The following is a 23164-nucleotide window of genomic DNA, read 5'->3' on the forward strand; positions in this document are numbered from 1 at the left end:
TATGTGCTTGAACTGTTTTGTTACCTATGTGGGTGAGTCATACCGACGATCTTTTGATCTGGCTTTTTAAGATCAAAATCAAAAGATCGCAGCCTTCGGCAGCTTCTACATAGGAATGTTCGTGCGTACAGAAAATCTATGTGTGGTTGTCATTCATGGGGTGAATGGCAGACAACCCGGTTTCCCCAGCTACGCTTGTGCTCAGCTCCCACATCTATAAGAGGCTGCGCACGATGAGTCTGTCCCAGTTCAAAATCGCTCACAAACTGATCACCGGCGCCGGGGCCATCGAGCAACTGGCGGCGGAACTCACGCGGCTGGATATCGACAAACCGCTGATTGTCACCGACGCCGCGCTGGTCAAGTCCGGCACTGTGGAGCTGGCGCTGTGCCAATTGGGCGGGCGCGAGTACGAGATTTTTGATCGGGTGCTGCCGGACCCGGAAATCGCCATCGTAGAAGATTGCATGCGCGCGTACCGCGAGGGCGGGCATGACGGTTTGATCGGCCTCGGTGGCGGCAGTGCCATCGACATCGCCAAAAGCGTGGCGGCGTATGCCGGATACCACGGCGCGCTGGAAGACCTGTTCGGTGTCGATCAGGTGCCGCGCAAAGGCCCGCCGCTGATCGCCATTCCGACCACCGCCGGCACCGGTTCGGAAGTGACCAACGTCGCCATTCTCTCGGACAAGGTCGCGCAACTGAAGAAAGGCATCGTCAGCGACTACCTGTTGCCGGATGTGGCGCTGGTCAGTCCGCAGATGACCCTGACCTGCCCGCGCAGTGTCACCGCCGCCAGTGGTGTTGATGCGCTGGTGCATGCGATCGAATCCTATCTGTCGGTCAATGCCTCGCCCATTACCGACTCACTGGCTATCGGCGCTATCAAGTTGATTGCCAAAGCCCTGCCCAAGGCCTACGCCAATGGCAGCAATCTGCAGGCCCGGGAAGACATGGCCACCGCCAGCCTGATGGCCGGCATGGCGTTCGGCAATGCCGGGGTCGGCGCGGTGCATGCGTTGGCGTATCCGCTGGGCGGGCGTTTCAACATCGCCCACGGCGTCAGTAACGCCTTGCTGCTGCCGTATGTCATGACCTGGAACAAGATGGCCTGCGTCGAGCGCATGCAGGATATCGCCGAAGCCATGGGGGTGAAGACCGCTCATTTGAGCGCGACCGAGGCGGCGGACAAAGCCGTGCAGGCGATGACCGAGTTGTGCGCGTCAGTGGAAATTCCTGTCGGGTTGCGCAGTTTTGGCGTCCCGCAAGAGGCGATCCCGGCCATGGCCGTGGAGGCCGCGGGAATCGAGCGTTTGATGCGCAACAACCCGCGCAGGCTCAGCGCTGCGGATATCGAGAAGATCTACCGAGCGGCGTACTGATCATCGCGGTCACGGTGCGCGCACTGAAACTTGAGGTATACAATGCGCGCCATCGTGATTTAGCTCAGAAAAGGTGCGTCATGCAGCCCTTCGTAATTGCTCCGTCGATTCTCTCCGCCGACTTCGCCCGCCTCGGCGAAGAAGTGGACAACGTTCTGGCCGCCGGCGCCGACTTCGTTCACTTCGATGTCATGGATAACCACTACGTGCCGAACCTGACCATCGGCCCGATGGTCTGCGCCGCATTGCGCAAGTACGGCATCACCGCGCCGATCGACGCGCACCTGATGGTCAGCCCGGTGGATCGCATCGTCGGCGACTTCATCGAGGCCGGCGCGACCTACATCACCTTCCACCCGGAAGCCACGCTGCACGTCGATCGTTCGCTGCAACTGATCCGTGAAGGCGGCTGCAAATCCGGCCTGGTGTTCAACCCGGCGACCCCGCTGGATGTGCTCAAGTACGTGATCGACAAGGTCGACATGGTGCTGCTGATGAGCGTCAACCCGGGCTTTGGCGGGCAGAAGTTCATTCCTGGCACCCTCGACAAACTGCGCGAAGCGCGGGCGATCATCGATGCCTCGGGGCGTGATATCCGTCTGGAAATCGACGGCGGCGTCAACGTCAACAACATCCGCGAAATCGCGGCCGCTGGCGCTGACACCTTTGTGGCCGGCTCGGCGATCTTCAATGCGCCGAACTATCAGGAAGTCATCGACAAGATGCGTTCCGAACTGGCGCTGGCGCGCCCATGAGCGGTTTTGAGCAGCTGTTCCCGGGGCAACTGCCACGGTTGGTGATGTTCGATCTGGATGGCACGTTGATCGACTCGGTTCCCGACCTGGCGGCGGCGGTGGACACCATGCTGCTCTCCCTCGGCCGCAAGCCTGCCGGTATCGAGGCGGTACGCGAGTGGGTCGGCAATGGCGCACCGGTGCTGGTGCGCCGGGCGCTGGCCGGTGGCATCGATCATTCGGCGGTGGATGACGTCGAGGCCGAGCACGCGCTGGAAGTATTCATGGAAGCCTATGGCGCGAGCCACGAGTTGACCGTGGTCTATCCCGGCGTGCGCGACACTCTCAAATGGCTGCACAAACAGGGCGTGGCCATGGCATTGATCACCAACAAGCCGGAGCGTTTTGTCGCGCCGCTGCTGGATCAGATGAAGATCGGCCGCTACTTCAAGTGGATCATCGGCGGCGACACCCTGCCGCAAAAGAAACCCGACCCGGCCGCGCTGTTCTTCGTGATGAAGATGGCCAACATTCCTGCCTCGCAATCGCTGTTCGTCGGCGATTCGCGCAGCGACGTGCTGGCGGCGAAAGCGGCGGGGGTCAAGTGCGTGGCGCTGAGCTACGGCTACAACCACGGTCGACCGATTGCCGAGGAATCCCCGGCACTGGTGATCGACGATCTGCGCAAGCTAATTCCCGGTTGCCTCGGTACAGCCGCTGAGATAACGTTGCCCGACGCTTCTCAATCCCATTCTGGAAACGCCATCGTGGTGGTCACCCGCAAACTCTGGATGAAAGTCATCAAGGCCCTGGCCCGCTGGCGTTGGCGCGCCTGACTGATGCCTGGCCGGCTTGCCGGCGCGTTTGCACACCTGACTGATTTGCCCCTCACACCACGAGGCACCCCATGATCCGCGAAGAATTCCTGCGCCTGGCCGCTGATGGCTACAACCGCATTCCGTTGGCCTGCGAAACCCTGGCCGACTTCGACACCCCGCTGTCGATCTACCTGAAACTGGCCGACCAACCCAACTCCTACCTGCTCGAATCGGTGCAGGGCGGCGAGAAATGGGGCCGTTACTCGATCATCGGCCTGCCGTGCCGCACCGTACTGCGGGTGCACGACCATCACGTAAGCATCACCGTCGATGGCGTCGAGACCGAAAGCCATGACGTTGAAGACCCGCTGGCCTTCGTCGAAACCTTCAAGGCCCGCTACAACGTGCCGACCATTGCCGGTCTGCCGCGTTTCAACGGTGGCCTGGTCGGTTATTTCGGTTATGACTGCGTGCGCTATGTCGAGAAGCGTCTGGGCAAATGCCCGAACCCTGATCCACTGGGCGTGCCGGACATTCTGCTGATGGTGTCCGATGCGGTGGTGGTGTTCGACAACCTCGCCGGCAAGATGCACGCGATTGTCCTCGCCGACCCGGCGCACGCCGATGCTTACGAGCAGGGTCAGGCGCAATTGCAGGCACTGCTGGAGAAACTGCGCCAGCCGATCACCCCGCGCCGTGGCCTGGATTTCAGCAAGCAACAAGCGGCTGATCCGCTGTTCCGCTCCAGTTTCACCCAGAGCGACTACGAAAAAGCCGTCGACACCATCAAGGAATACATCCTCGCTGGCGATTGCATGCAAGTGGTGCCGTCGCAGCGCATGTCGATCGACTTCAAGGCTGCGCCGATCGATCTGTATCGTGCGCTGCGTTGCTTCAACCCGACGCCGTACATGTACTTCTTCAACTTCGGCGACTTCCACGTCGTCGGCAGTTCGCCGGAAGTGCTGGTGCGGGTCGAAGACAACCTGATCACCGTGCGCCCGATTGCCGGCACTCGTCCACGCGGAGCCACCGAAGAAGCGGATCTGGCGCTGGAAGAGGATCTGCTGTCGGACGACAAGGAGATCGCCGAGCACTTGATGCTGATCGACCTCGGTCGTAACGACACCGGTCGTGTCTCGGAAATCGGATCGGTGAAGCTCACCGAGAAAATGGTCATCGAGCGTTATTCCAACGTGATGCACATCGTCTCCAACGTCACCGGCCAGTTGAAGGCCGGGCTGACCGCGATGGACGCGCTGCGGGCGATTCTGCCGGCTGGCACCTTGTCTGGCGCACCGAAGATCCGTGCGATGGAAATCATCGACGAACTGGAGCCGGTCAAGCGTGGCGTGTATGGCGGTGCGGTCGGTTACTTCGCCTGGAACGGCAACATGGACACCGCGATTGCGATTCGTACCGCGGTGATCAAGAACGGCGAACTGCACGTGCAGGCCGGTGGCGGCATCGTGGCCGACTCGGTGCCGGCGCTGGAATGGGAAGAAACCCTGAACAAGCGCCGCGCGATGTTCCGTGCCGTGGCCCTGGCCGAGCAGACTCCGGACGCCTGATCCACATTGTCTCCTGTGGGAGCGAGCCTGCTCGCGAAGTGGGCGTGCCAGTCGCTATAGATGTTGGCTGATACTCCGCTTCGCGAGCAGGCTCGCTCCCAAATGGACTTTGTGTTCAGCCATAAAAAAACGCGGCGCCCATCAGGACGCCGCGTTTTTTATGCCTGCGCTAACCCTGTAGGAGCTGGCGCAGCCTGCGATCTTTTGCTTTCCCGCCTCAGAAGTCGAGACTGACCCCGACGTTCACCCCTTGCTGGGTAAAGTCATCATCCTTGCGCACGTTGTAGCTGGCGCGCAACGCCAAATCCTGCGTGAGCTTGTGGCTCACGCCCAGGTTCAGGCGATTGAGGTTGGTCTGCGGCTCGTAGCCTTCGAGCGTGAAGCGATTGTTCGGCAAGCTGTTGAGGTTGATGGTCAGATCCTGGCGATCGTCGTTGTACTCACGTTCGTGAGCGAACTCGCCGAACACTTCGGTCTGCGCCGTGATCTGGTACTTGCCCTGAATACCAAGGCCCAGACGCCGCGAGTTGCGCGACTGGTCATCGAAGGTCAGCGCCGTTGAGTCCGCACCTTTTTCCGAGTAACCGTCGACCTCGACCTTGCCAAAGTCGGCGCTGACGAACGGCGACAGGTGCCACGGACTGCTGGCCTGCTGCGCGATGTCGTAGCCGATGCGACCGCTGATCGCCAGCACGTAGCCATCGGTATCGCCTTTCTCCCCGCGCTCGTTGACCCCGAGCTGGAATTTACGCTTGAGGCTGTCGTAGTCGAGCTTGCCGGCGGTCATCGCCAGATCGCCCCACCAGCGGTTTTGTTGATACTGGGCGAACGCGGTGCCCATGTAAGAGTTGAGTTTGTATTCCGAATCGGCGTCGCCGGCCTCGAGTTTCTGGTTATAGAAACCGGCGGCCAATCCGACACGCCAGGCGTCGTTGACGCGATAGCTGCCGCCGATGTTCAGGTTGTAGCCGTTGCCGTCGGCACTGGCGGCGCTGTGCTGGCCGTCGAAGTCCTGATGCTGTCCGCCACCGGCGACAATCGCCCGCCATTGGCCCACGGCTTGCCAGTTTTCCCAGTCGGCCAGCCATTGATTGCGCAGTTCATCCTGATGCGCGCGTAACGAACCCTGGGCCATTTCCGGCAGCAGGGTCAGTTCCCACGGGGCGGCCAGCAGCGAGTAGGCGTAGTCGGCAATCAGGCGCTGGCCGGCTTCGGTCGGGTGCACCGAATCGTTGTAGATCAGCTTGGTCGGATCCGGTGTGGCGCTATTGATGCCGTATCGGGCGTTCTCGGTGCAACTGTTGCCGCTGAAGCAGGTGGCCGTCAGGTTCTGGTCGGTCGCGAGGCCGAACTGCGCCGGGTTGGCGAACGCTTCTTTGAGCAGCACCGGAATGTTCAGTGGAATGATTTCGGCGTTGATGCCCTGCAACTGGCTGACCAGTTCGGTGTTGAATTGGGCGCTGAGCTGCGAGGTGAAGCTCTGCAGCGGCGAGCCGTTGATCGCCGGGGTCAGGCCGATGTCTGGCAACAGCCAGACCATGATGTATTTGGCGCCGGCACCTTGCAGCGTGCGCACGCTGTCGGCCAGTCGGTCAGCCGCCGAGCTGGCCTGATCGAGGCTGAGCACGCGGCCCTGAAGGAAGTCGTTGCCGCCCCCGGACAGGTAATACAGCGCGTTCGGATCAGCGCGGAAGCCATTCGACGGCAGATAACCGCTGCGCGTGCGTTCACCGGTGGCGGACTGGGTGGTGATCGAGTCGAGGATCTGGTCGGTACGGTAACCACCCACCGCCCAGTTGTTGCCATCGGCCAGACCTTCACCGGCCCGCACGGCCGAGGACGAGGAGGCGGTCTGATCGGGGCTGAAACCCAGTTTGCCGCCAATGATCTGGGTGGCGTTGAGGTCGCGGTTTTCCCCTGTGCCATCCTTGTACAATGGGCCGGTGCGGTTGGTGTAGCGCTGCGTGGCGCCGGCCGGGCCGCCGGTGTCCCTGAAGGTCCCGGCATCGTTCAGGCTGTCGCCGAACACGATGAAGTTCGAATAGGGCGCGGGTGCTGCGTAGGCCTGGGCGCAAGCCATGGCGAGCAGGCAACCGGCGAGCGGTACAAACAACGTCTGTTTGATCATGAGCAAGTCCGTTTATTTATTGTTGTAGGTGAACGAAACGACAGTACCAAAAACTCCCGGCATTTTGCCATCGGTCGCGAAGCCTCCCATAGTTTTGTCCCCCGTCAGCCCCGCCATATTGCACGCTCTGCCCAGCTAAGTTACTGTGCCGGAACGTATGAACGAGACCTTCCCCGTGTTGATCGTCTGCAAACTTCTGGATCAAGTCATCAAGGCACACGCCCGTTGGCGTTGGCGCGCCTGAATCTTTTCTGCCGGCCCGGCCGGATCTGTATCGCTTTGCCTTCCTTACCCGTTTGAAATGCCGCTGTGCCGACGCTCTCTGTGCGTCCGACATCGTGCAGCGCCCTGCGGGCAAGTCATCTGAAGGCTGTCTTCAAGTCAGAATTCAAGAGGTTCGAAACGCCATGTTGCTGATGATCGACAACTACGACTCCTTTACTTACAACGTTGTGCAATACCTCGGCGAGCTGGGTGCCGAGGTCAAAGTGGTGCGCAACGACGAACTGACCGTCGCCGAAATCGAAGCGCTCAACCCCGAGCGCATCGTGGTCTCGCCAGGTCCGTGCACGCCGACCGAAGCCGGCATCTCCATCGAAGCCATCAAATACTTCGCCGGCAAACTGCCAATCCTCGGCGTGTGCCTCGGCCATCAATCGATTGGCCAAGCGTTCGGCGGCGATGTGGTGCGTGCCCGTCAGGTGATGCACGGTAAGACTAGCCCGGTATTCCATGAGGACAAGGGCGTTTTCGCCGGTCTGAATCATCCGCTGACGGTTACCCGCTACCACTCGCTGATCGTCAAGCACGATACTTTGCCCGAGTGCCTTGAGCTGACCGCGTGGACGCAGCACGATGATGGTTCAGTCGACGAAATCATGGGCCTGCGGCACAAGACCCTGAACATTGAGGGCGTACAGTTCCACCCCGAGTCGATCCTCACCGAGCAGGGTCATGAACTGTTTGCCAACTTCCTCAAACAAACCGGCGGCACGCGCTAAGGACTCCCATGAATATCAAGACAGCCCTGAGCCGTATCGTCGAACACCTCGACCTCAGCACCGAAGAAATGCGTGACGTGATGCGCGAAATCATGACCGGTCAATGCACCGAGGCGCAGATCGGCGCATTCATGATGGCCATGCGCATGAAGAGCGAGAGCATCGATGAAATCGTCGGTGCCGTGTCGGTGATGCGTGAGCTAGCCGACCAGGTCGAACTCAAGACCCTCGACGGCGTGGTCGATGTCGTCGGCACCGGCGGTGACGGTGCCAACATCTTCAACGTGTCGACTGCTTCGGCGTTCGTTGTCGCGGCAGCCGGTTGTACCGTGGCCAAGCACGGCAACCGCGCGGTATCGGGCAAGAGCGGCAGCGCCGACTTGCTCGAAGCAGCCGGCATCTACCTGAACCTGACCCCGGTGCAGGTTGCCCGTTGCATCGACAACGTCGGCATCGGTTTCATGTTTGCCCAGACTCATCACAAAGCCATGAAGTACGCCGCTGGCCCGCGTCGGGATCTCGGCCTGCGTACGCTGTTCAACATGCTCGGCCCGCTTACGAATCCGGCCGGTGTCAAACATCAGGTGGTGGGCGTGTTTACGCCCGCGTTGTGCCGGCCATTGGCCGAAGTCTTGCAGCGCTTGGGCAGCAAACATGTGCTGGTAGTGCATTCGAAGGACGGTCTGGACGAGTTCAGTCTTGCCGCGCCGACCTTCGTCGCTGAGCTGAAGAACAACGAGATCACTGAATATTGGGTCGAGCCGGAAGATCTCGGCATGAAGAGCCAGAGTTTGCACGGTCTGTCGGTCGAAGGTCCGGAAGCATCGCTGGCGTTGATCCGTGATGCGTTGGGCAAACGCAAAACCGAAAGTGGCCAGAAAGCGGCTGAAATGATCGTGCTCAATGCCGGTGCGGCGCTGTATGCCGCCGACCTGGCGACCAGTCTCAAAGAAGGCGTGGCGCTCGCGCACGACGCCCTGCACACCGGTCTCGCTCGGGAAAAACTCGAGGAGTTGGGTGCCTTTACCGCGGTATTCAAAGTGGAGAATGAGGGATGAGTGTACCGACGGTTCTGGAAAACATTCTGGCGCGCAAAGTCCAGGAAGTCGCCGAGCGCAGCGCTCGCGTCAGCCTGAGCGAGCTGGAAAGTCTGGCCAAGGCGGCCGATGCACCCCGTGGTTTTGCCCAGGCATTGCTGGCGCAGGCCAAGAAGAAGCAACCGGCGGTGATCGCCGAAATCAAGAAGGCTTCGCCGAGCAAAGGCGTGATCCGCGAGAACTTCGTGCCTGCCGATATCGCCAAGAGCTACGAGAAGGGCGGGGCGACCTGTCTTTCGGTGCTGACTGATATCGACTACTTCCAGGGCGCTGATATCTACCTGCAACAGGCCCGCGCCGCGTGCAAATTGCCGGTGATCCGCAAAGACTTCATGATCGATCCGTACCAGATCGTCGAAGCCCGTGCGCTGGGCGCCGATTGCGTGCTGTTGATCGTCTCCGCATTGGACGACGTGAAAATGGCCGAGCTGGCCTCGGTGGCCAAAGGTGTCGGTCTCGATGTGCTGGTGGAAGTGCACGACGGCGATGAGCTGGAGCGCGCACTGAAAACCCTCGACACACCACTGGTCGGGGTCAATAACCGCAACCTGCACACGTTCGACGTCAGCCTGGAAACCACCCTCGACCTGCTGCCGCGCATTCCGCGCGACCGACTGGTGATTACCGAGAGTGGCATCCTTAACCGTGCCGATGTCGAGCTGATGGAAATCAGCGATGTGTATGCCTTTCTGGTGGGCGAAGCGTTCATGCGCGCGGAAAGCCCGGGCACCGAACTGCAACGCCTGTTCTTCCCGGAACGCGGCGTACCGGTCAGTGGTTCGACCCTCGACTGACCGAGTCGACCTCATTCGCGAGCAGGCTCGCTCCCACATTGGAATGCATTTCCCCTGTGGGAGCGAGCCTGCTCGCGAAGAGGCCCTCAAAATCCCTAAAGATTCCAGATCTGCCGGAGCCCTCCATGTCGCTGCCCACCTTCCTGACCATCGAGGCCGGCCTGCAAGCCGAACAAGACTTGCTCGGTTCCGTCTGCGCCGGCGACGCCGAATTTGGTCTGCTGTTCTGGCAACCCAGTGACAACGCCCTGGTCATGCCGCGCCGCCTCAATCGTCTGCCCGGTTTTGATCACGCCTGCGAAGTCTCCGCTGCAGCCGGTTGGCCAGTTTTGCTGCGGGAAACCGGCGGTGAACCGGTCCCGCAGTCCTCCTCAACGATCAACATCGCACTGGTCTACGCCCCGCCCCGCAGCGAGGGCGATCTGAATCGCATCGAAACTGGCTATCGGCGTCTGTGCGATCCAATTTGTGAGTTGCTGGATGAGTTGGGCGGCACATCGTCGTTGGGCGAAATCAACGGTGCGTTCTGCGACGGTCGTTTCAACGTCAATCTCGACGGCCGCAAGATGGTCGGCACCGCTCAGCGCTGGCGCCAGAGTCAGGGCGGTCAGCGTCCGGTGGGATTGGTGCACGGGGCAATGTTGATCGATAACGAGCGCGAGTCGATGGTCTTGGCGGTCAATCGTTTCAACGAAGCTTGCGGTCTGGAGCAGCGAGTGCGGGCTGAAAGCCACATTGCCCTGCATGAGAAGTTCGTCGCGCCAAATGCTTTGGCGCGTCTGGATGAGTTGTTTCGACGGATGCTGGCGCAGGTCTACAGCGCCTGATTCGGCGCGCTTAGCGGGTGCCGAAGACCACCATGGTCTTGCCTTTCACATCGACCAGGTTGCGTTCTTCAAGATCCTTGAGCACGCGACCGACCATCTCCCGCGAACAACCGACAATCCGCCCGATTTCCTGACGGGTCACCTTGATCTGCATGCCGTCCGGGTGAGTCATTGCGTCAGGCTGTTTGCACAACTCCAGCAGGCAACGGGCAACACGACCGGTAACGTCGAAAAACGCCAGATCGCCGACCTTGCGCGTGGTATTGCGCAGACGTTGTGCGATTTGTCCGCTGAGGACGTAAAGAATGTCGGGATCCTGCTGTGACAGTTCGCGGAACTTCACATAACTGATTTCGGCGATTTCACATTCAACCTTGGCCCGCACCCAGGCGCTGCGTTGCTGCTCCTGGCCTGCCTGCTCGAACAGACCCAGCTCGCCGAAGAAGTCCCCGGCGTTGAGGTAGGCGATGATCATTTCGCGGCCGTCGTCATCTTCAATCAGGATCGTCACCGAGCCCTTGATGATGAAGTACAGCGTGTCCGAGCGATCGCCGGCGCAGATGATGTTGCTTTTGGCCGCATGGCGACGGCGCTGGCAATGCATCAACAGCTTGTCGAGGTTTTTGATTTTGGGTGTGGGGGTAATAGCAACCATGGTTGTATCCCGAAAAGACTGCACGGTGATGTTTGATTTTTATATGAGGCGCTGAAGGCGGTCGCTACACAGGCTGACAATTGGCGCCAGCGAATTGGCGCCAGCTTACCAGACACTTCGTCGAAAATTCGAGAAATTACCTACGCAGCTTAGGCATCCTTCCCTGGAACGCCGGTCGCTGTCAGAGCAAAGGCCTGTGCTAAGCTGGCGACCCTTTTTTCTACAGTGGAGTCTTGGCGATGAAGGCACGCATCCAATGGGCTGGCGAAGCCATGTTCCTCGGCGAATCCGGTAGCGGTCATGTCGTGGTGATGGACGGTCCGCCCGACGCCGGTGGTCGTAATCTGGGTGTTCGCCCGATGGAAATGCTCCTGCTGGGCGTTGGCGGTTGCAGCAACTTCGACGTGGTGAGCATCCTGAAGAAATCGCGTCAGGCGGTTGAAAGCTGCGAAGCGTTCCTCGACGCCGAGCGCGCGACCGAAGACCCGAAGGTGTTCACCAAGATCCACATGCACTTCGTGGTCAAGGGCCGGGGCCTGAAAGAAGCCCAGGTCAAACGCGCCATCGAACTGTCTGCCGAGAAATATTGCTCGGCCTCGATCATGCTCGGCGCGGCCGGCGTGGCGATCACTCACGATTATGAAATCGTCGAACTCGGTTGAACCGACATTCAACTATCATAAAAGCAGTGCAGACTCTGGCGATCCCTCGCTGACGTCTGCATAATGCGCCACTTTTTTCAGGGCAGTGATCGGTCAGTCGACGGGTCATCCGCCTGAACAGATAACCAAAATCGCCATCGCGAAGAGGTGTTAACCGTCCTACGCAGGTGCGTTGTTCGCACTTGACGGGCATGCTTGATCACGCGGCTGCGCCGCATACATAGAGAGTTTTTAACGGTGAAAAGCAAACTCAAGCTCCACGGGTTCAATAACCTGACAAAGACCTTGAGCTTCAACATCTATGACATCTGCTACGCGGAAACCCCGCAAGACCAGCAGGCTTACGTCGAGTACATCAATCAAGAGTACAACGCCGAACGTCTGACGCAGATCCTCACGGAAGTTGTCGAAATCATTGGTGCCAACATTCTGAACATCGCCAGTCAGAACTATGAGCCTCAGGGTGCCAGCGTCACGATTCTGATCTCGGAAGAGCCGGTGACCCCGACTGACAGCCAGATCGAAGAGTCCCCGGGTCCATTGCCCGAAATCATCCTTGCCCACCTCGACAAGAGCCACATCACGGTGCATACCTATCCGGAAATCCATCCGGACGCCGGTATCGCGACGTTCCGTGTGGACATTGATGTGTCGACCTGTGGTGTCATTTCACCGCTTAAAGCGCTCAACTTCCTCATTCACCAGTTCGATTCGGACATCGTGACTGTGGATTACCGTGTGCGCGGTTTCACCCGTGACGTTGAAGGCAACAAGCACTTCATCGACCACGAGATCAACTCGATCCAGAACTACCTTTCCGAAGACACCCGCGACGCGTACCAGATGACCGACGTGAACGTGTACCAGGAAAACCTGTTCCACACCAAAATGCTGCTGAAGAACTTCGAACTGGACAACTACCTGTTCGGCGACGCCACCAGCAACCTGTCCTCCGAGCAGCGTGCTCAGGTGACCGAGCGTGTGAAACACGAAATGCTGGAAATCTTCTACGCGCGCAACATGCCAGCGTAAGATTCCCGGGCACAAAAAAGGCGACTACCGTGCGGTAGTCGCCTTTTTTATTGCCGAAACAGAACCCTGTGGGAGCGAGCTTGCTCGCGAAGGGGCCCTGCCAGACAATACTGAAGTCAGATCCTGTAGGTACTCTTGGTCATCACCTTCGCCAGCAGACTCATCCCGAACTTCACCGGTGCCGGAAAACGGAAACCACCCGCATCCAGTGCACTCTCCGCATGATGTTCTTCATCAATGCGCATCTGCTGCAAGATTGCCCGGGACTTCTCGTCTTCTGCCGGCAATTGCTCCAGGTGCTCGTTCAAGTGCTTGCACACCTGATGCTCGGTGGCTGCGACGAAACCGAGACTGACCTTGTCACTGATCAGGCCGGCCACAGCGCCGATGCCGAACGACATTCCATAGAACAGCGGATTGAGCACGCTGGTATGGCTGCCCAGCTGATGGATGCGCTGTTCGCACCACACCAGATGGTCGATTTCCTCTTCGGCGGCGTGCTCCATGGCGGCACGCACCTGCGGCAACTTGGCGGTCAGCGCCTGACCTTGGTACAGCGCTTGGGCGCACACTTCACCAGTGTGGTTGATGCGCATCAGGCCGGCGACGTGGCGAGTGTCTTCATCGCTCATCTGCACTTCCGGCTGCACAATCGCTGGCGATGGACGGTACGGCTGACCACTGAAAGGCAGCAGGGTACGCATCGCGGCATCGGCTTGCAGCAGTAGACGGTCAATCGGCGAGTAGTGACGTTGGGTAGTCATGCTGACCTCCGGGAAAAATCTCGACCGCCAGTTTAACCGAATCGGCCGGGGAAGGTTTGCGCTGGGTCATCAGTCACACTGGATGGGCTTTTTGCTTTATGTAGGAGCTGCCGAAGGCTGCGATCTTTTGTTCTTGTTTTTGATACTTGAAGATCAAAAGACCGCAGCCTTCGGCAGCTCCTGCACAGGTTTGCTGGTATCAGCCCGGCGGCCAGTTCATCTGACGCTGACCGAGTACGTGCATATGAATGTGATAGACGGTCTGCCCACCTTTTTCATTGCAGTTCATCACCACCCGGAAGCCTTCCTCGCAGCCCAGCTCCAGCGCCAGACGCTGGGCCGTGAACAGAATGTGCCCGGCCAGTGCCTTGTCGTCTTCGGTCAGGTCGTTGAGGGTGCGCACCGGTTTCTTCGGGATCACCAGAAAATGCACCGGTGCCTGAGGGGCGATGTCGTGGAACGCCAGAACCTGGTCGTCCTCGTAAATGATCTTGGCCGGGATCTCCCGGTTGATGATCTTGGTGAACAGAGTATCCACTGCTGTTTTCTCCGTTGTGGGGGCTGGCCTGAGTGTACTCATGGGAAATGACCCCGCCCAGTGTTTTGCCGTAGGACAGTTCAGCGCGGGCAGTAAGCCTTGTTGACCATGCCGACGAGGGTGCGATTGAGCCAGCGCGAGCCGAGGCGTGGCAGGAAGGCCAGCCAGCGGTTGCGTCGTCCCGGGATAATGATTGCGCGGTTTTTCTCCAGCGCACGCACGGTGTACAGCGCGACTTCCTCGGGGCTCATCAGCAGTTTGCTGTCCTTGAGTTTGTCGCTGTTGAGCTGCGCGGTGCGGAAGAATGCGGTGCGGGTCGGGCCGGGGCAAAGTACCGAGACTTTGACCGCGCTCTGTTTCAGTTCAACCCGCAGCGCTTCGGAGAAGTGCAGAACGTAAGCCTTGCTGGCGTAGTAAGTGCTCATCCACGGACCGGGATTGAACGCCGCCACTGAGGCGACGTTGAGGATCTGCCCGCCGCCCTGCAGCGCCATACTGTTGCCGATGGCATGGCACAGACGGGTGAGGGCGAGGATGTTAACTTCGATCAGGTCCTGCTCGGTCATCCAGTCCTGGGCGAGGAATGGGCCGCAGGTACCGATGCCGGCGCAATTGACCAGCAGATCGATCTGCCGGTCGCCTTCTTCCAGCTCCAGCAGGAAGCCGGACAAGCGCAATGGCTCGCCCAGATCGCAGGCGCGGAACAAGACTTCCACGCCAAAGCGCTGGGTCAGTTCGATCGCGATACTTTCCAGCTGATCACGCTGGCGAGCCACCAGAATCAGGCTGCGGCCACGTCGGGCCAGCGCTTCGGCCATGGCCAGGCCGATGCCGCTGGAGGCGCCAGTGATCAGAGCGTAACGGGTCATGCAATTCTCCATCGCAACAGCTCCACGCCAGCGACGCAGGTGTCACGGCGGAGAGCGTTGTTCATTCTTTCGCAGAGTCTACAGGGGCCGGGGCCGCTTCGGCTGCATCGTCCACGGAATTCGCAGGTTCAGTTTCGACCTCGACTTCATCGGTGGTGACCGAGCCGCTTTCATAGCTGCTTTCAAGGTTGGTTTCATATTCTTGCTGAATGGCCGAAATACCGCCGAGCATGCCGCCGGCAAATACCAGGGCGAAGAACACGATCCACAACGAGCACAGCACTTTGACCGCAGTACTGTTGGGCGGTGGCGGCGGCCCGTAGCGGTTGGCCCCGGTGTTGCCCGGCACGACCATGATCACCAGCGGGAAGAAGCTGCCCACGAACGGCACCAGATTCAGCAGCCAGAGCCAGCCGGACCAGCCGATGTCGTGCAGGCGCTGCACGCTGAACAGAATGCTGACAATGATGAAGCCGAGGAACAGGAAGAACGCGAGTATCCCGCCGATGATCAGGCCGGTGGTTGAGTCGCCGCTGACCAGTCCGAGCCCGATAAACGCGAATATCGCCACGATCGGCAGAGTCACCAGGCTCAGCACCATCGTCCAGGCCAAAAAGCGCAGGCGACCGATCCGGCCTTCGACACTGAAGGGCTTGAGGGCGGCGAATGCTGGCAGGTTTTCGCCGACGTTGGCCCGAGGGGGCGCATAAGGTGATGCGGGTTCGTTGAAGGTCGCCGGTTGCTCATGCACGTCCGCAAGACTCAGTTCAATCGCCGTTTCGCTTTCGATCCGCGCATCGATCCCGGTCTTGCTCAGTGCTTGCAGATAGGTCTGCGCATCGCTGTGGGTCAGGTCGCGTTTGAGGGCGACGGTGCTGCCGTTGAACAGGCGCTCGATGGCGGCAACATCGCTTTTGAACAGGGCCGCCAGATTGAGCTTGGCGGTGGTGAGATCGACACCGGGCTGTAGAGCACCGTCGAAAACGATCTTGTAGCGAGGTTCGCTCATGGCCGAGGCATCCTTGTCGCGAATGAATTGAAGGTCAGCAAGTGTAAGGCCAGTCACTCGAAGACTGGCCTGAATTTTCTCAGCGTGGCCAACGCTTCGGCAACTGCGCCGCATGCTCCAGCGCCTGACGATATTCCGCGTCGAGCCGGGCGATCAACTGATCCACGCTCGGCAGATCGTCAATCTGGCCTACGCCCTGGCCGGCCGACCATACGGTCTTCCAGGCCTTGGCTTCGTCGTTGATCGGTTTGAGCTTGTCGCCAAAATTGACTTCGCCCTTGCCCTGCAGTGCGGCCATGTCGAAACCAGCAGCTTCCAGGCTTTGGCGCATGAAGCTCGCCGGTACGCCAGAGACCGCAGGCGTATGAATGATGTCCGCCGCTTTCGCTGTCAGCAGCATGTCCTTGTAGGCGTCAGGCGCATGGCTTTCGGTAGTGCCGATAAATCGTGTGCCGAAGTAGGCCAGATCCGCGCCAAGCAGTTGTGCAGCCAAAATCTCATGGCCGTGGTTCAGACATCCGGCAAGCAGCAGGGTTTTATCGAAGAGCTCGCGGATCTCGGCGATCAGCGCAAATGGGCTCCAGGTGCCGGCATGGCCACCGGCACCCGCCGCAACCGCGATCAAACCGTCGACTCCCGCTTCGGCGGCTTTCTCGGCATGCCGACGCGTGGTCACGTCGTGGAAGACCAGGCCGCCGTAGCTGTGCACGGCATCGACCAGTTCCTTCACTGCGCCGAGGCTGGTGATGACAATCGGCACCTTGTGTTCGACGCATATGTTCAGATCCGCCTGGAGGCGCGGATTGCTGTTGTGCACGATCAGGTTCACTGCATACGGCGCCGGGTTGTCCAGTGTCGCCAGGCCCGCTTCAATCTGCTCCAGCCAGGCCTTGAAGCCGCTGCTTTCACGCTGGTTGAGCGCCGGGAAGCTGCCGACCACACCGTTACGGCAGCAGGCGAGCACCAGCTCCGGGTTGGAGATCAGGAACATCGGCGCCGCCACTACCGGCAAGCGCAGACGTTGTTCGAGCAGAGCGGGCAGCGACATTGGAAATCCCCCGAGGTGTGATGCTGTTATGAAGTTAGAACGGCTTGACCACGACCAGAATTACGATAGCCAGCAATATCAGAACCGGCACTTCATTGAACCAGCGATAAAAGACATGGCTGCGGGTGTTCTCGCCACGGGCGAAGCGTTTTACCTGCGCGCCGCACATATGGTGGTAGCCGATCAGCAGAACCACCAGGGTCAGCTTGGCGTGAATCCAGCCGCCCATACTGAAGATGCCTGGATTGAGGTAGATCAGCCAGCCGCCGAAGATCAGCGTTGCGATCATCGCCGGGCCCATGATGCCGCGATACAGCTTGCGCTCCATGAGGCTGAAGCGTTCTTTGCTGATCGTATCTTCACTTTGCGCGTGATAAACGAACAGTCGCGGCAAGTAGAACAGCCCGGCAAACCAGCAGACGACGCTGACGATGTGAAACGCTTTGATCCATAGATAGAGCATTTTTGGTTATTCCCAGGTTCACGGTAGCCGGGATAGTAGAGGCTTGAGCGTCCGCACGTCACCTTGATGGTTGTCGCAGGGGCGCGCGGCCCCTATTATCGACGGCTTTCCAGTGGGTTCGTTGAGGGCAGGTTTATGGTCAAGGTCGGTATCGTCGGCGGCACGGGTTACACCGGTGTCGAACTGCTGCGTCTGTTGGCACAGCATCCGCAGGCAGAAGTGGTGGTGATCACTTCCCGATCCGAGGCCGGTCTGGCCGTGGCTGACATGTACCCGAACCTGCGCGGTCACTACAACGGTCTGGCGTTCAGCGTGCCGGACATCAAAACCCTGGGCGCGTGTGATGTGGTGTTCTTCGCCACCCCGCACGGCGTTGCTCATGCGTTGGCCGGTGAACTGCTGGCGGCGGGCACCAAGGTCATCGACCTGTCCGCGGACTTCCGTTTGCAGGACGCTGAAGAATGGGCCAAATGGTACGGCCAGCCACACGGCGCGCCCGAGTTGCTGGACGAGGCGGTCTACGGCCTGCCGGAAGTCAATCGCGAGCAGATCAAAAAAGCGCGTCTGATCGCTGTGCCGGGTTGCTACCCAACCGCTACGCAGTTGGGTTTCCTGCCGCTGCTTGAAGCGGGTCTGGCTGACACTTCGCGGCTGATCGCCGACTGCAAATCCGGTGTCAGCGGTGCCGGTCGCGGCGCATCTGTAGGCTCGCTGTACTCTGAGACGTCGGAAAGCATGAAGGCTTATGCGGTCAAAGGTCACCGTCATCTGCCAGAAATTCGCCAGGGTCTGCGTCGCGCTGCGGGCAAGGATGTCGGTCTGACCTTCGTTCCGCACCTGACGCCGATGATCCGTGGCATTCACTCCACGCTCTACGCGACCGTGGTTGATCGTTCGGTGGATCTGCAGGCTCTGTTCGAAAAGCGTTATGCCAACGAGCCGTTCGTCGATGTGATGCCGGCCGGCAGCCATCCGGAAACCCGCAGCGTGCGTGGTGCCAACGTCTGCCGCATCGCCGTGCACCGCCCGCAGGATGGCGATCTGGTGGTGGTGCTGTCGGTGATCGACAACCTGGTCAAAGGCGCGTCGGGTCAGGCGGTGCAGAACATGAACATCCTGTTCGGCCTGGATGAGCGTTTCGGCCTGTCCCACGCCGGTATGCTGCCGTAACACGTTCGGCAACACAGCAAAAAGGCCCGTCTGACGGGCCTTTTTGCATTCCGGACAGTTAGTAGGGTTTATTGATATACCGTAACAATAGTTGACCGATTTTCTAGGACAAGCGGATAATGCGCGTCATCACGCATTATGGCGGCGTAACGCCGGGAGATAGTCAGCATGAGCGTCGAATCCTTCACCCCCACGGCTTTGCAATTCACCCAAGGTGCTGCGCACAAAGTGAAGAGCCTGGTCGATGAAGAGGGGAATGATCGCTTGAAGCTGCGCGTATTTGTTACGGGCGGCGGTTGTTCAGGGTTTCAGTACGGCTTCACCTTCGATGAAGATGTGGCCGAGGACGACACCATCGTCGAGCGCGAAGGCGTGAGCCTGGTGGTGGATCCGATGAGCTTCCAGTATCTGGCGGGTGCCGAAGTGGATTACCAGGAAGGTCTGGAAGGTTCGCGCTTCGTGATCAAGAACCCGAACGCCACCACTACTTGTGGTTGCGGCTCTTCGTTCTCGATCTGATCGCTCCTCGCTGCACACAACAAAACGCCGCAGAGCCTTACGGTTCTGCGGCGTTTTTTGTTGCCTGCGTTTTGCTCAGTTGGGGTAGATGGCGCCGAGTACCCGCAGACCTTTGGCGCCAGTGACGCTCGGGCGGTTGGCTGCAATGCCTTCGAGGCAGCAATGAGCAAGCCAGGCGAAGGCCATGGCCTCGACCCAGTCCGGATCGACACCGTGAGTAGCAGTGCTGGCGACGATAGCGTTCGGCAGCAGATCGGCCAGACGCTTCATCAGCGTGGCGTTATGAGCGCCGCCGCCGCAGACCAGCATTTCCCGGGTATCGGCTTGAGCGCTTTGCAGCGACTCGACGATGGTCAGTGCCGTCAGTTCCAGCAATGTTGCCTGGACGTTTTCAGCAGCAAAGGTTGGCAGTCTGGATAGGTGTTGTTGCAGCCACGGCAGGTTGAACACTTCGCGGCCAGTGCTCTTCGGGCCCTTTGTGACGAAGAACGGGTCGCTGAGCAGCGCTGTCAGCAAGGCGGGCTCGACCGTACCGCTGGCTGCCCACTGACCGTTGCGATCATAGTTCTCGCCGCGTTGCTGATGAATCCAGGCATCCATCAGCACATTCCCAGGGCCACAGTCGAAACCGGCTACAGGCCGTGTCGGCTCTATCAGGCTCAGATTGCTGAAACCGCCGACATTCAAGACTGCACGGTTACCGCTACGCTCTTCGAACAAAGCTTCATGGAAGGCTGGCACCAGCGGCGCACCCTGGCCGCCGGCGGCCACGTCGCGGCTGCGGAAGTCGCTGACCACGGTGATACCGGTCAGCTCCGTGAGAAGCGCAGGATTGCCGATCTGTACGGTGAAGCCGCGAGCGGGCTCATGGCGAATGGTCTGGCCGTGGCTGCCGATTGCACGAACGGCGTCAGGCTTGAGTTGCTGCTGATCAAGTAGGGTATGGATGCCCTGCGCGGCGAGTTTTACCCAGTGCTGTTGGGCGATCGCCGAGCGGGCGATCTCGTCAGGGCCGCTGGCGCACAAGCCAAGCAGCTCGGCGCGCAGGGGTTCAGGCATGGGGATGTAGTGCGTGGCGATCAGTTTGATCGCCGATGTTTGCTCGATCAGGGCGATGTCCAGCCCGTCGAGACTGGTGCCGGACATCACGCCGATATAAAGAGCCATGGCTTAGCGCTTGCTCGAAGCCAGCATGGTGGCCTTCTCTTGATCCATGCGCGCCATCAGCGGCTGGCTCTGCGCAAGGAAACGTGCGCGTTCGGACTTGGCGATCGGATCCGCCATCGGCAGCTTCTGGCCCAATGGGTCGACGTGAACACCGTTGACCTGGAACTCATAGTGCAAGTGCGGGCCGGTAGACAGGCCGGTGGTACCAATGTAACCGATCACTTGGCCCTGCTTGACGCTGCCGCCGGTTTTCACGCCTTTAGCGAAGCCTTGCATGTGGCCATACAGCGTGCGGTAGGTGTTGCCGTGCTGGATGATCACCGTGTTGCCGTAGCCACCGCGGCGGCCGGCCAGCAGCACTTTACCGTCACCGGCCGCCTTGATCGGCGTACCGCGTGGCGCTGCGTAATCGACACCTTTGTGGGCACGGATCTTGTTGAGGATCGGGTGTTTGCGGCCCATGGAGAATTTGGAACTGATGCGGGCGAAGTCCACCGGTGTGCGGATGAATGCCTTGCGCATGCTGTTGCCATCGGCGGTGTAATAGCTGCTGTTGCCTTGTTTGTTGGTGTAACGCACGGCGGTGTAGGTCTTGCCGCGGTTGGTGAAACGCGCCGACAGAATCGGGCCAGTACCGACGGCTTTGCCGTTGACCACTTTCTGCTCGTAGATCACGTCGAATTCGTCGCCCTGACGGATGTCCTGAGCGAAGTCGACGTCGTAGCCAAATACGCTGGCCATGTCCATGGTCAGACTGTGGGACAGGCCTGCGCGGGCAGCGGATTGTGACAGGGAGCTATTGATCACGCCGTGCACGTAAGCCGTGCGAACGGTCGGTTTTGCGGTGACGCGGTTGAATGCGTAGCCCTTGTCGTTCTTGGTCAGGGTGATGGTTTCAACGTCGCTGACCTTGCTGTGCAGACTGGTCAGTTGGCCATGCGGGTCCAGTTCGAACTCAAGCTTCTGGCCGTGCTTGAGCTGGCTGAATTGTTTGGCTTGTTTGTCGCTCGCCAGGACTTCATGCACGGCGGCGGCTGGCAGACCGACTTTCTCGAACAATGTAGAGAGCGTATCGCCTTTAGAGACAACGACTTCGCGGTGTCCTGGAGCTTTTGGTTTTTCGGCAACCGGAGCGGGCGCAGGTGCGGCTTCAGCGGTTTGCGGAGTGTCTTCGGTGCTGTTTTCGATCTGGGCGAAAGGTGAGGCTACTGGCTCATTTGTGGCTTGAGCCGCGTCAGCAGCGTCTTGATCTTGTGTCAGTTGTTCAGCAGGACTTTCCAGTTCAAGGCTCAGGGTCGTCTTTTTGGCTTCAACATCACTGGAAGGGAATACCAGGAGCGCCAGGCTGAGAAGGGCGGCGATTCCACTTGCGGCGAGCAGGTGGGTCTTCGGGTAAAGCGGTGGCGCTTTAGACGGTTCAGTGGTCATAAGTATTTTTGACTTTGAAAAAAGATGAATTGAAAAAGATGAATGACATGATGAAGATGAAATAACTGTATAAAATATAACCAAATCATCCCCGAAGCAAGTCTGCAGACAACCTGTCTGCAGATTGGTGTCCGTGCGCCGGGCAAAACTTGTAATTGGTGCACGATCTTGTATGGTTGGTTCCCTTTGAATCTGAGCCTTGCGGGTCTGTTATGAAGTCGGTTGAAGAGCAGCTAGCGCTGATTAAACGTGGTGCGGAAGAACTATTGGTCGAGTCCGAGCTGATCGAGAAGCTCAAGCGCGGCCAGCCGCTGCGTATCAAGGCTGGTTTCGATCCAACCGCCCCGGATCTGCACTTGGGTCACACCGTGCTTATTAATAAGCTGCGCCAGTTCCAGGAATTGGGGCATCAAGTGATCTTCCTTATTGGTGACTTCACCGGAATGATCGGTGATCCAAGCGGCAAGAGTGCGACTCGACCTCCTTTGACTCGCGAGCAGGTTCTGGAAAACGCCGAAACGTACAAGACTCAAGTGTTCAAGATTCTTGATCCGGCGAAAACCGAAGTTGCATTCAACTCCACCTGGATGGATCAGATGGGGCCGGCGGACTTCATTCGTCTGACTTCGCAATACACTGTCGCGCGTATGCTGGAGCGTGATGACTTCGACAAGCGTTACACCACCAATCAGCCGATCGCTATTCATGAGTTCCTCTATCCGCTGGTTCAGGGTTATGACTCGGTTGCTCTGCGCGCGGATGTCGAGCTGGGCGGTACCGATCAGAAGTTCAACCTGCTGATGGGGCGTGAGCTGCAGCGTGGATATGGCCAGGAAGCTCAATGCATTCTGACCATGCCGTTGCTCGAGGGGCTGGATGGCGTGAAGAAGATGTCCAAGTCGTTGGGCAATTACGTCGGTATCCAGGAGGCGCCAGGTGTCATGTACGGCAAGCTGGTTTCGATTCCGGATGCGCTGATGTGGCGTTACTTTGAGCTGCTCAGCTTCCGTTCGATGGATGAGATCAATGCCTTGCGTGCAGATGTGGAGGCGGGGGCCAACCCGCGCGACATCAAGATCAAGCTGGCGGAAGAGATTGTTGCGCGTTTCCACGGTGAGGAGGCTGCGGCCAATGCTCATCGGGCTGCAGGTAACCGTATGAAGGATGGTGAGTTGCCGGATGATCTGCCGGAGATCGAGCTGGCCTCTGCTGAGGATATGCCAATTGCCGCCGTTCTTAATAAAGCAGGCCTGGTGAAGAACTCGGCGGCGGCGCGCGATCTGTTGGCTTCCGGTGGTGTGCGTGTTGATGGTGAGGTGGTTGATCGCTCCTTTATATATGTACTGGGTGCGACTCACGTCTGTCAGGCGGGCAAGAAGGCGTTTGCGCGCATCACGCTGAAATCTGAATAAAGTTTGAAATAAGGGTTGACGGCGAATTTTAGAAGTCTATAATTCGCCCCACTTCCGGCGCAGTCGAAACGGAAAA

At 59.3% G+C, this 23164-nt stretch carries 23 protein-coding genes; 13 read left to right on the forward strand and 10 right to left on the reverse strand.

Annotated features, from left to right (window positions below; translation table 11 throughout):
* Nucleotides 1-233: 233 nt before the first annotated feature.
* From B1722_RS28085 to trpE, 4 genes are all read left to right on the forward strand, one after another.
* Nucleotides 234-1382: an iron-containing alcohol dehydrogenase gene (locus B1722_RS28085; RefSeq protein ID WP_086795011.1), complete on the forward strand. Its 1149-nt coding sequence runs from the start codon at nt 234-236 to the stop codon at nt 1380-1382.
* Nucleotides 1383-1462: 80 nt separating this feature from the next.
* Nucleotides 1463-2137 carry a ribulose-phosphate 3-epimerase gene (rpe, locus tag B1722_RS28090; RefSeq protein ID WP_003228808.1) on the forward strand — a complete coding sequence of 225 codons (675 nt, stop codon included), beginning with the start codon at nt 1463-1465 and terminating at the stop codon, nt 2135-2137.
* Nucleotides 2134-2952, forward strand: coding sequence for a phosphoglycolate phosphatase (locus tag B1722_RS28095; RefSeq protein ID WP_047296963.1), 819 nt, complete (start codon nt 2134-2136; stop codon nt 2950-2952). Before rpe ends, B1722_RS28095 begins: the two co-directional genes overlap by 4 nt.
* Nucleotides 2953-3023: 71 nt before the next feature.
* Nucleotides 3024-4505, forward strand: coding sequence for an anthranilate synthase component I (gene trpE / locus B1722_RS28100; RefSeq protein ID WP_041070110.1), 1482 nt, complete (start codon nt 3024-3026; stop codon nt 4503-4505).
* A 217-nt stretch (nt 4506-4722) separates the two neighbouring features.
* On the opposite strand, the gene estP is transcribed toward trpE, so the two are convergent.
* Complete coding sequence (gene estP / locus B1722_RS28105; protein ID WP_041070114.1) at nt 4723-6633, reverse strand: esterase EstP; 1911 nt, start codon at nt 6631-6633, stop codon at nt 4723-4725.
* 407 nt (nt 6634-7040) lie between these two features.
* On the opposite strand from estP, the gene B1722_RS28110 reads away from it, so the two are divergent.
* The 4 genes from B1722_RS28110 to B1722_RS28125 all read left to right on the forward strand — a co-directional run bounded on the left by B1722_RS28110 (nt 7041) and on the right by B1722_RS28125 (nt 10352).
* Nucleotides 7041-7634: an aminodeoxychorismate/anthranilate synthase component II gene (locus B1722_RS28110; RefSeq protein ID WP_041070117.1), complete on the forward strand. Its 594-nt coding sequence runs from the start codon at nt 7041-7043 to the stop codon at nt 7632-7634.
* An 8-nt stretch (nt 7635-7642) separates the two neighbouring features.
* Nucleotides 7643-8692 carry an anthranilate phosphoribosyltransferase gene (gene trpD, locus B1722_RS28115; protein ID WP_041070120.1) on the forward strand — a complete coding sequence of 350 codons (1050 nt, stop codon included), beginning with the start codon at nt 7643-7645 and terminating at the stop codon, nt 8690-8692.
* Nucleotides 8689-9525: an indole-3-glycerol phosphate synthase TrpC gene (trpC, locus tag B1722_RS28120; protein WP_041070123.1), complete on the forward strand. Its 837-nt coding sequence runs from the start codon at nt 8689-8691 to the stop codon at nt 9523-9525. The genes trpD and trpC overlap by 4 nt, the downstream gene beginning before the upstream one ends.
* Before the next feature lie 125 nt (nt 9526-9650).
* Nucleotides 9651-10352, forward strand: a complete 702-nt coding sequence (locus B1722_RS28125) for a lipoate--protein ligase family protein (RefSeq protein ID WP_041070126.1) — start codon at nt 9651-9653, stop codon at nt 10350-10352.
* A 10-nt stretch (nt 10353-10362) separates the two neighbouring features.
* Here B1722_RS28125 and crp read toward each other — a convergent pair whose 3' ends face one another.
* Nucleotides 10363-11007, reverse strand: coding sequence for a cAMP-activated global transcriptional regulator CRP (gene crp, locus B1722_RS28130; protein ID WP_007966430.1), 645 nt, complete (start codon nt 11005-11007; stop codon nt 10363-10365).
* Between the two features lie 239 nt (nt 11008-11246).
* Here crp and B1722_RS28135 point away from each other — a divergent pair, with 239 nt between their 5' ends.
* Together B1722_RS28135 and speD are read left to right on the forward strand one after the other, a co-directional pair.
* On the forward strand, nt 11247-11669 hold the full coding sequence (locus B1722_RS28135; RefSeq protein WP_016772921.1) for an OsmC family protein: 423 nt from the start codon (nt 11247-11249) through the stop codon (nt 11667-11669).
* A 237-nt stretch (nt 11670-11906) separates the two neighbouring features.
* Nucleotides 11907-12701: an adenosylmethionine decarboxylase gene (gene speD, locus B1722_RS28140; protein ID WP_027610737.1), complete on the forward strand. Its 795-nt coding sequence runs from the start codon at nt 11907-11909 to the stop codon at nt 12699-12701.
* A gap of 116 nt (nt 12702-12817) precedes the next feature.
* Here speD and coq7 read toward each other — a convergent pair whose 3' ends face one another.
* From coq7 to hemJ, 6 genes are all read right to left on the reverse strand, one after another.
* On the reverse strand, nt 12818-13465 hold the full coding sequence (gene coq7 / locus B1722_RS28145; RefSeq protein ID WP_041070133.1) for a 2-polyprenyl-3-methyl-6-methoxy-1,4-benzoquinone monooxygenase: 648 nt from the start codon (nt 13463-13465) through the stop codon (nt 12818-12820).
* A gap of 199 nt (nt 13466-13664) precedes the next feature.
* Complete coding sequence (locus B1722_RS28150; RefSeq protein ID WP_003228789.1) at nt 13665-14003, reverse strand: histidine triad nucleotide-binding protein; 339 nt, start codon at nt 14001-14003, stop codon at nt 13665-13667.
* 80 nt (nt 14004-14083) lie between these two features.
* The gene (locus B1722_RS28155) at nt 14084-14872 is read right to left on the reverse strand and encodes an SDR family oxidoreductase (RefSeq protein WP_041070136.1); all 789 of its coding nucleotides are present in this window, start codon (nt 14870-14872) and stop codon (nt 14084-14086) included.
* A 61-nt stretch (nt 14873-14933) separates the two neighbouring features.
* Nucleotides 14934-15881, reverse strand: coding sequence for a DUF805 domain-containing protein (locus tag B1722_RS28160; RefSeq protein WP_041070139.1), 948 nt, complete (start codon nt 15879-15881; stop codon nt 14934-14936).
* Between the two features lie 79 nt (nt 15882-15960).
* A complete protein-coding gene (locus B1722_RS28165) occupies nt 15961-16929 on the reverse strand; it encodes a nitronate monooxygenase family protein (RefSeq protein ID WP_041070142.1) in 969 nt (322 codons plus the stop codon).
* Nucleotides 16930-16963: 34 nt separating this feature from the next.
* The gene (gene hemJ, locus B1722_RS28170; protein ID WP_041070145.1) at nt 16964-17392 is read right to left on the reverse strand and encodes a protoporphyrinogen oxidase HemJ; all 429 of its coding nucleotides are present in this window, start codon (nt 17390-17392) and stop codon (nt 16964-16966) included.
* A gap of 135 nt (nt 17393-17527) precedes the next feature.
* Here hemJ and argC point away from each other — a divergent pair, with 135 nt between their 5' ends.
* Nucleotides 17528-18562 carry an N-acetyl-gamma-glutamyl-phosphate reductase gene (gene argC, locus B1722_RS28175; protein ID WP_041070148.1) on the forward strand — a complete coding sequence of 345 codons (1035 nt, stop codon included), beginning with the start codon at nt 17528-17530 and terminating at the stop codon, nt 18560-18562.
* Nucleotides 18563-18730: 168 nt separating this feature from the next.
* On the forward strand, nt 18731-19081 hold the full coding sequence (gene erpA, locus B1722_RS28180; protein WP_003228776.1) for an iron-sulfur cluster insertion protein ErpA: 351 nt from the start codon (nt 18731-18733) through the stop codon (nt 19079-19081).
* Nucleotides 19082-19156: 75 nt separating this feature from the next.
* On the opposite strand, the gene B1722_RS28185 is transcribed toward erpA, so the two are convergent.
* Both B1722_RS28185 and B1722_RS28190 read right to left on the reverse strand, forming a co-directional pair.
* Nucleotides 19157-20248, reverse strand: a complete 1092-nt coding sequence (locus B1722_RS28185; protein ID WP_041070151.1) for an anhydro-N-acetylmuramic acid kinase — start codon at nt 20246-20248, stop codon at nt 19157-19159.
* 3 nt (nt 20249-20251) lie between these two features.
* Nucleotides 20252-21676, reverse strand: a complete 1425-nt coding sequence (locus B1722_RS28190; RefSeq protein ID WP_086795012.1) for a peptidoglycan DD-metalloendopeptidase family protein — start codon at nt 21674-21676, stop codon at nt 20252-20254.
* A gap of 212 nt (nt 21677-21888) precedes the next feature.
* On the opposite strand from B1722_RS28190, the gene tyrS reads away from it, so the two are divergent.
* The gene (tyrS, locus tag B1722_RS28195; protein ID WP_041070157.1) at nt 21889-23088 is read left to right on the forward strand and encodes a tyrosine--tRNA ligase; all 1200 of its coding nucleotides are present in this window, start codon (nt 21889-21891) and stop codon (nt 23086-23088) included.
* The last annotated feature ends 76 nt before the right edge of the window (nt 23089-23164 follow it).

It is taken from the genome of Pseudomonas sp. SCPG-7 (genome assembly GCF_002156405.1).
Lineage (GTDB): Bacteria > Pseudomonadota > Gammaproteobacteria > Pseudomonadales > Pseudomonadaceae > Aquipseudomonas > Aquipseudomonas parakoreensis.

Bases quoted from the DNA above. Each gene is read 5' to 3' on its own strand.
- B1722_RS28085 (WP_086795011.1), top strand. From the start codon at position 234: ATGAGTCTGTCCCAGTTCAAAATCGCTCACAAACTGATCACCGGCGCC.
- rpe (WP_003228808.1), top strand. From the start codon at position 1,463: ATGCAGCCCTTCGTAATTGCTCCGTCGATTCTCTCCGCCGACTTCGCC.
- B1722_RS28095 (WP_047296963.1), top strand. From the start codon at position 2,134: ATGAGCGGTTTTGAGCAGCTGTTCCCGGGGCAACTGCCACGGTTGGTG.
- trpE (WP_041070110.1), top strand. From the start codon at position 3,024: ATGATCCGCGAAGAATTCCTGCGCCTGGCCGCTGATGGCTACAACCGC.
- estP (WP_041070114.1), bottom strand. From the start codon at position 6,633: ATGATCAAACAGACGTTGTTTGTACCGCTCGCCGGTTGCCTGCTCGCC.
- B1722_RS28110 (WP_041070117.1), top strand. From the start codon at position 7,041: ATGTTGCTGATGATCGACAACTACGACTCCTTTACTTACAACGTTGTG.
- trpD (WP_041070120.1), top strand. From the start codon at position 7,643: ATGAATATCAAGACAGCCCTGAGCCGTATCGTCGAACACCTCGACCTC.
- trpC (WP_041070123.1), top strand. From the start codon at position 8,689: ATGAGTGTACCGACGGTTCTGGAAAACATTCTGGCGCGCAAAGTCCAG.
- B1722_RS28125 (WP_041070126.1), top strand. From the start codon at position 9,651: ATGTCGCTGCCCACCTTCCTGACCATCGAGGCCGGCCTGCAAGCCGAA.
- crp (WP_007966430.1), bottom strand. From the start codon at position 11,007: ATGGTTGCTATTACCCCCACACCCAAAATCAAAAACCTCGACAAGCTG.
- B1722_RS28135 (WP_016772921.1), top strand. From the start codon at position 11,247: ATGAAGGCACGCATCCAATGGGCTGGCGAAGCCATGTTCCTCGGCGAA.
- coq7 (WP_041070133.1), bottom strand. From the start codon at position 13,465: ATGACTACCCAACGTCACTACTCGCCGATTGACCGTCTACTGCTGCAA.
- B1722_RS28155 (WP_041070136.1), bottom strand. From the start codon at position 14,872: ATGACCCGTTACGCTCTGATCACTGGCGCCTCCAGCGGCATCGGCCTG.
- B1722_RS28160 (WP_041070139.1), bottom strand. From the start codon at position 15,881: ATGAGCGAACCTCGCTACAAGATCGTTTTCGACGGTGCTCTACAGCCC.
- B1722_RS28165 (WP_041070142.1), bottom strand. From the start codon at position 16,929: ATGTCGCTGCCCGCTCTGCTCGAACAACGTCTGCGCTTGCCGGTAGTG.
- hemJ (WP_041070145.1), bottom strand. From the start codon at position 17,392: ATGCTCTATCTATGGATCAAAGCGTTTCACATCGTCAGCGTCGTCTGC.
- argC (WP_041070148.1), top strand. From the start codon at position 17,528: ATGGTCAAGGTCGGTATCGTCGGCGGCACGGGTTACACCGGTGTCGAA.
- erpA (WP_003228776.1), top strand. From the start codon at position 18,731: ATGAGCGTCGAATCCTTCACCCCCACGGCTTTGCAATTCACCCAAGGT.
- B1722_RS28185 (WP_041070151.1), bottom strand. From the start codon at position 20,248: ATGGCTCTTTATATCGGCGTGATGTCCGGCACCAGTCTCGACGGGCTG.
- B1722_RS28190 (WP_086795012.1), bottom strand. From the start codon at position 21,676: ATGACCACTGAACCGTCTAAAGCGCCACCGCTTTACCCGAAGACCCAC.
- tyrS (WP_041070157.1), top strand. From the start codon at position 21,889: ATGAAGTCGGTTGAAGAGCAGCTAGCGCTGATTAAACGTGGTGCGGAA.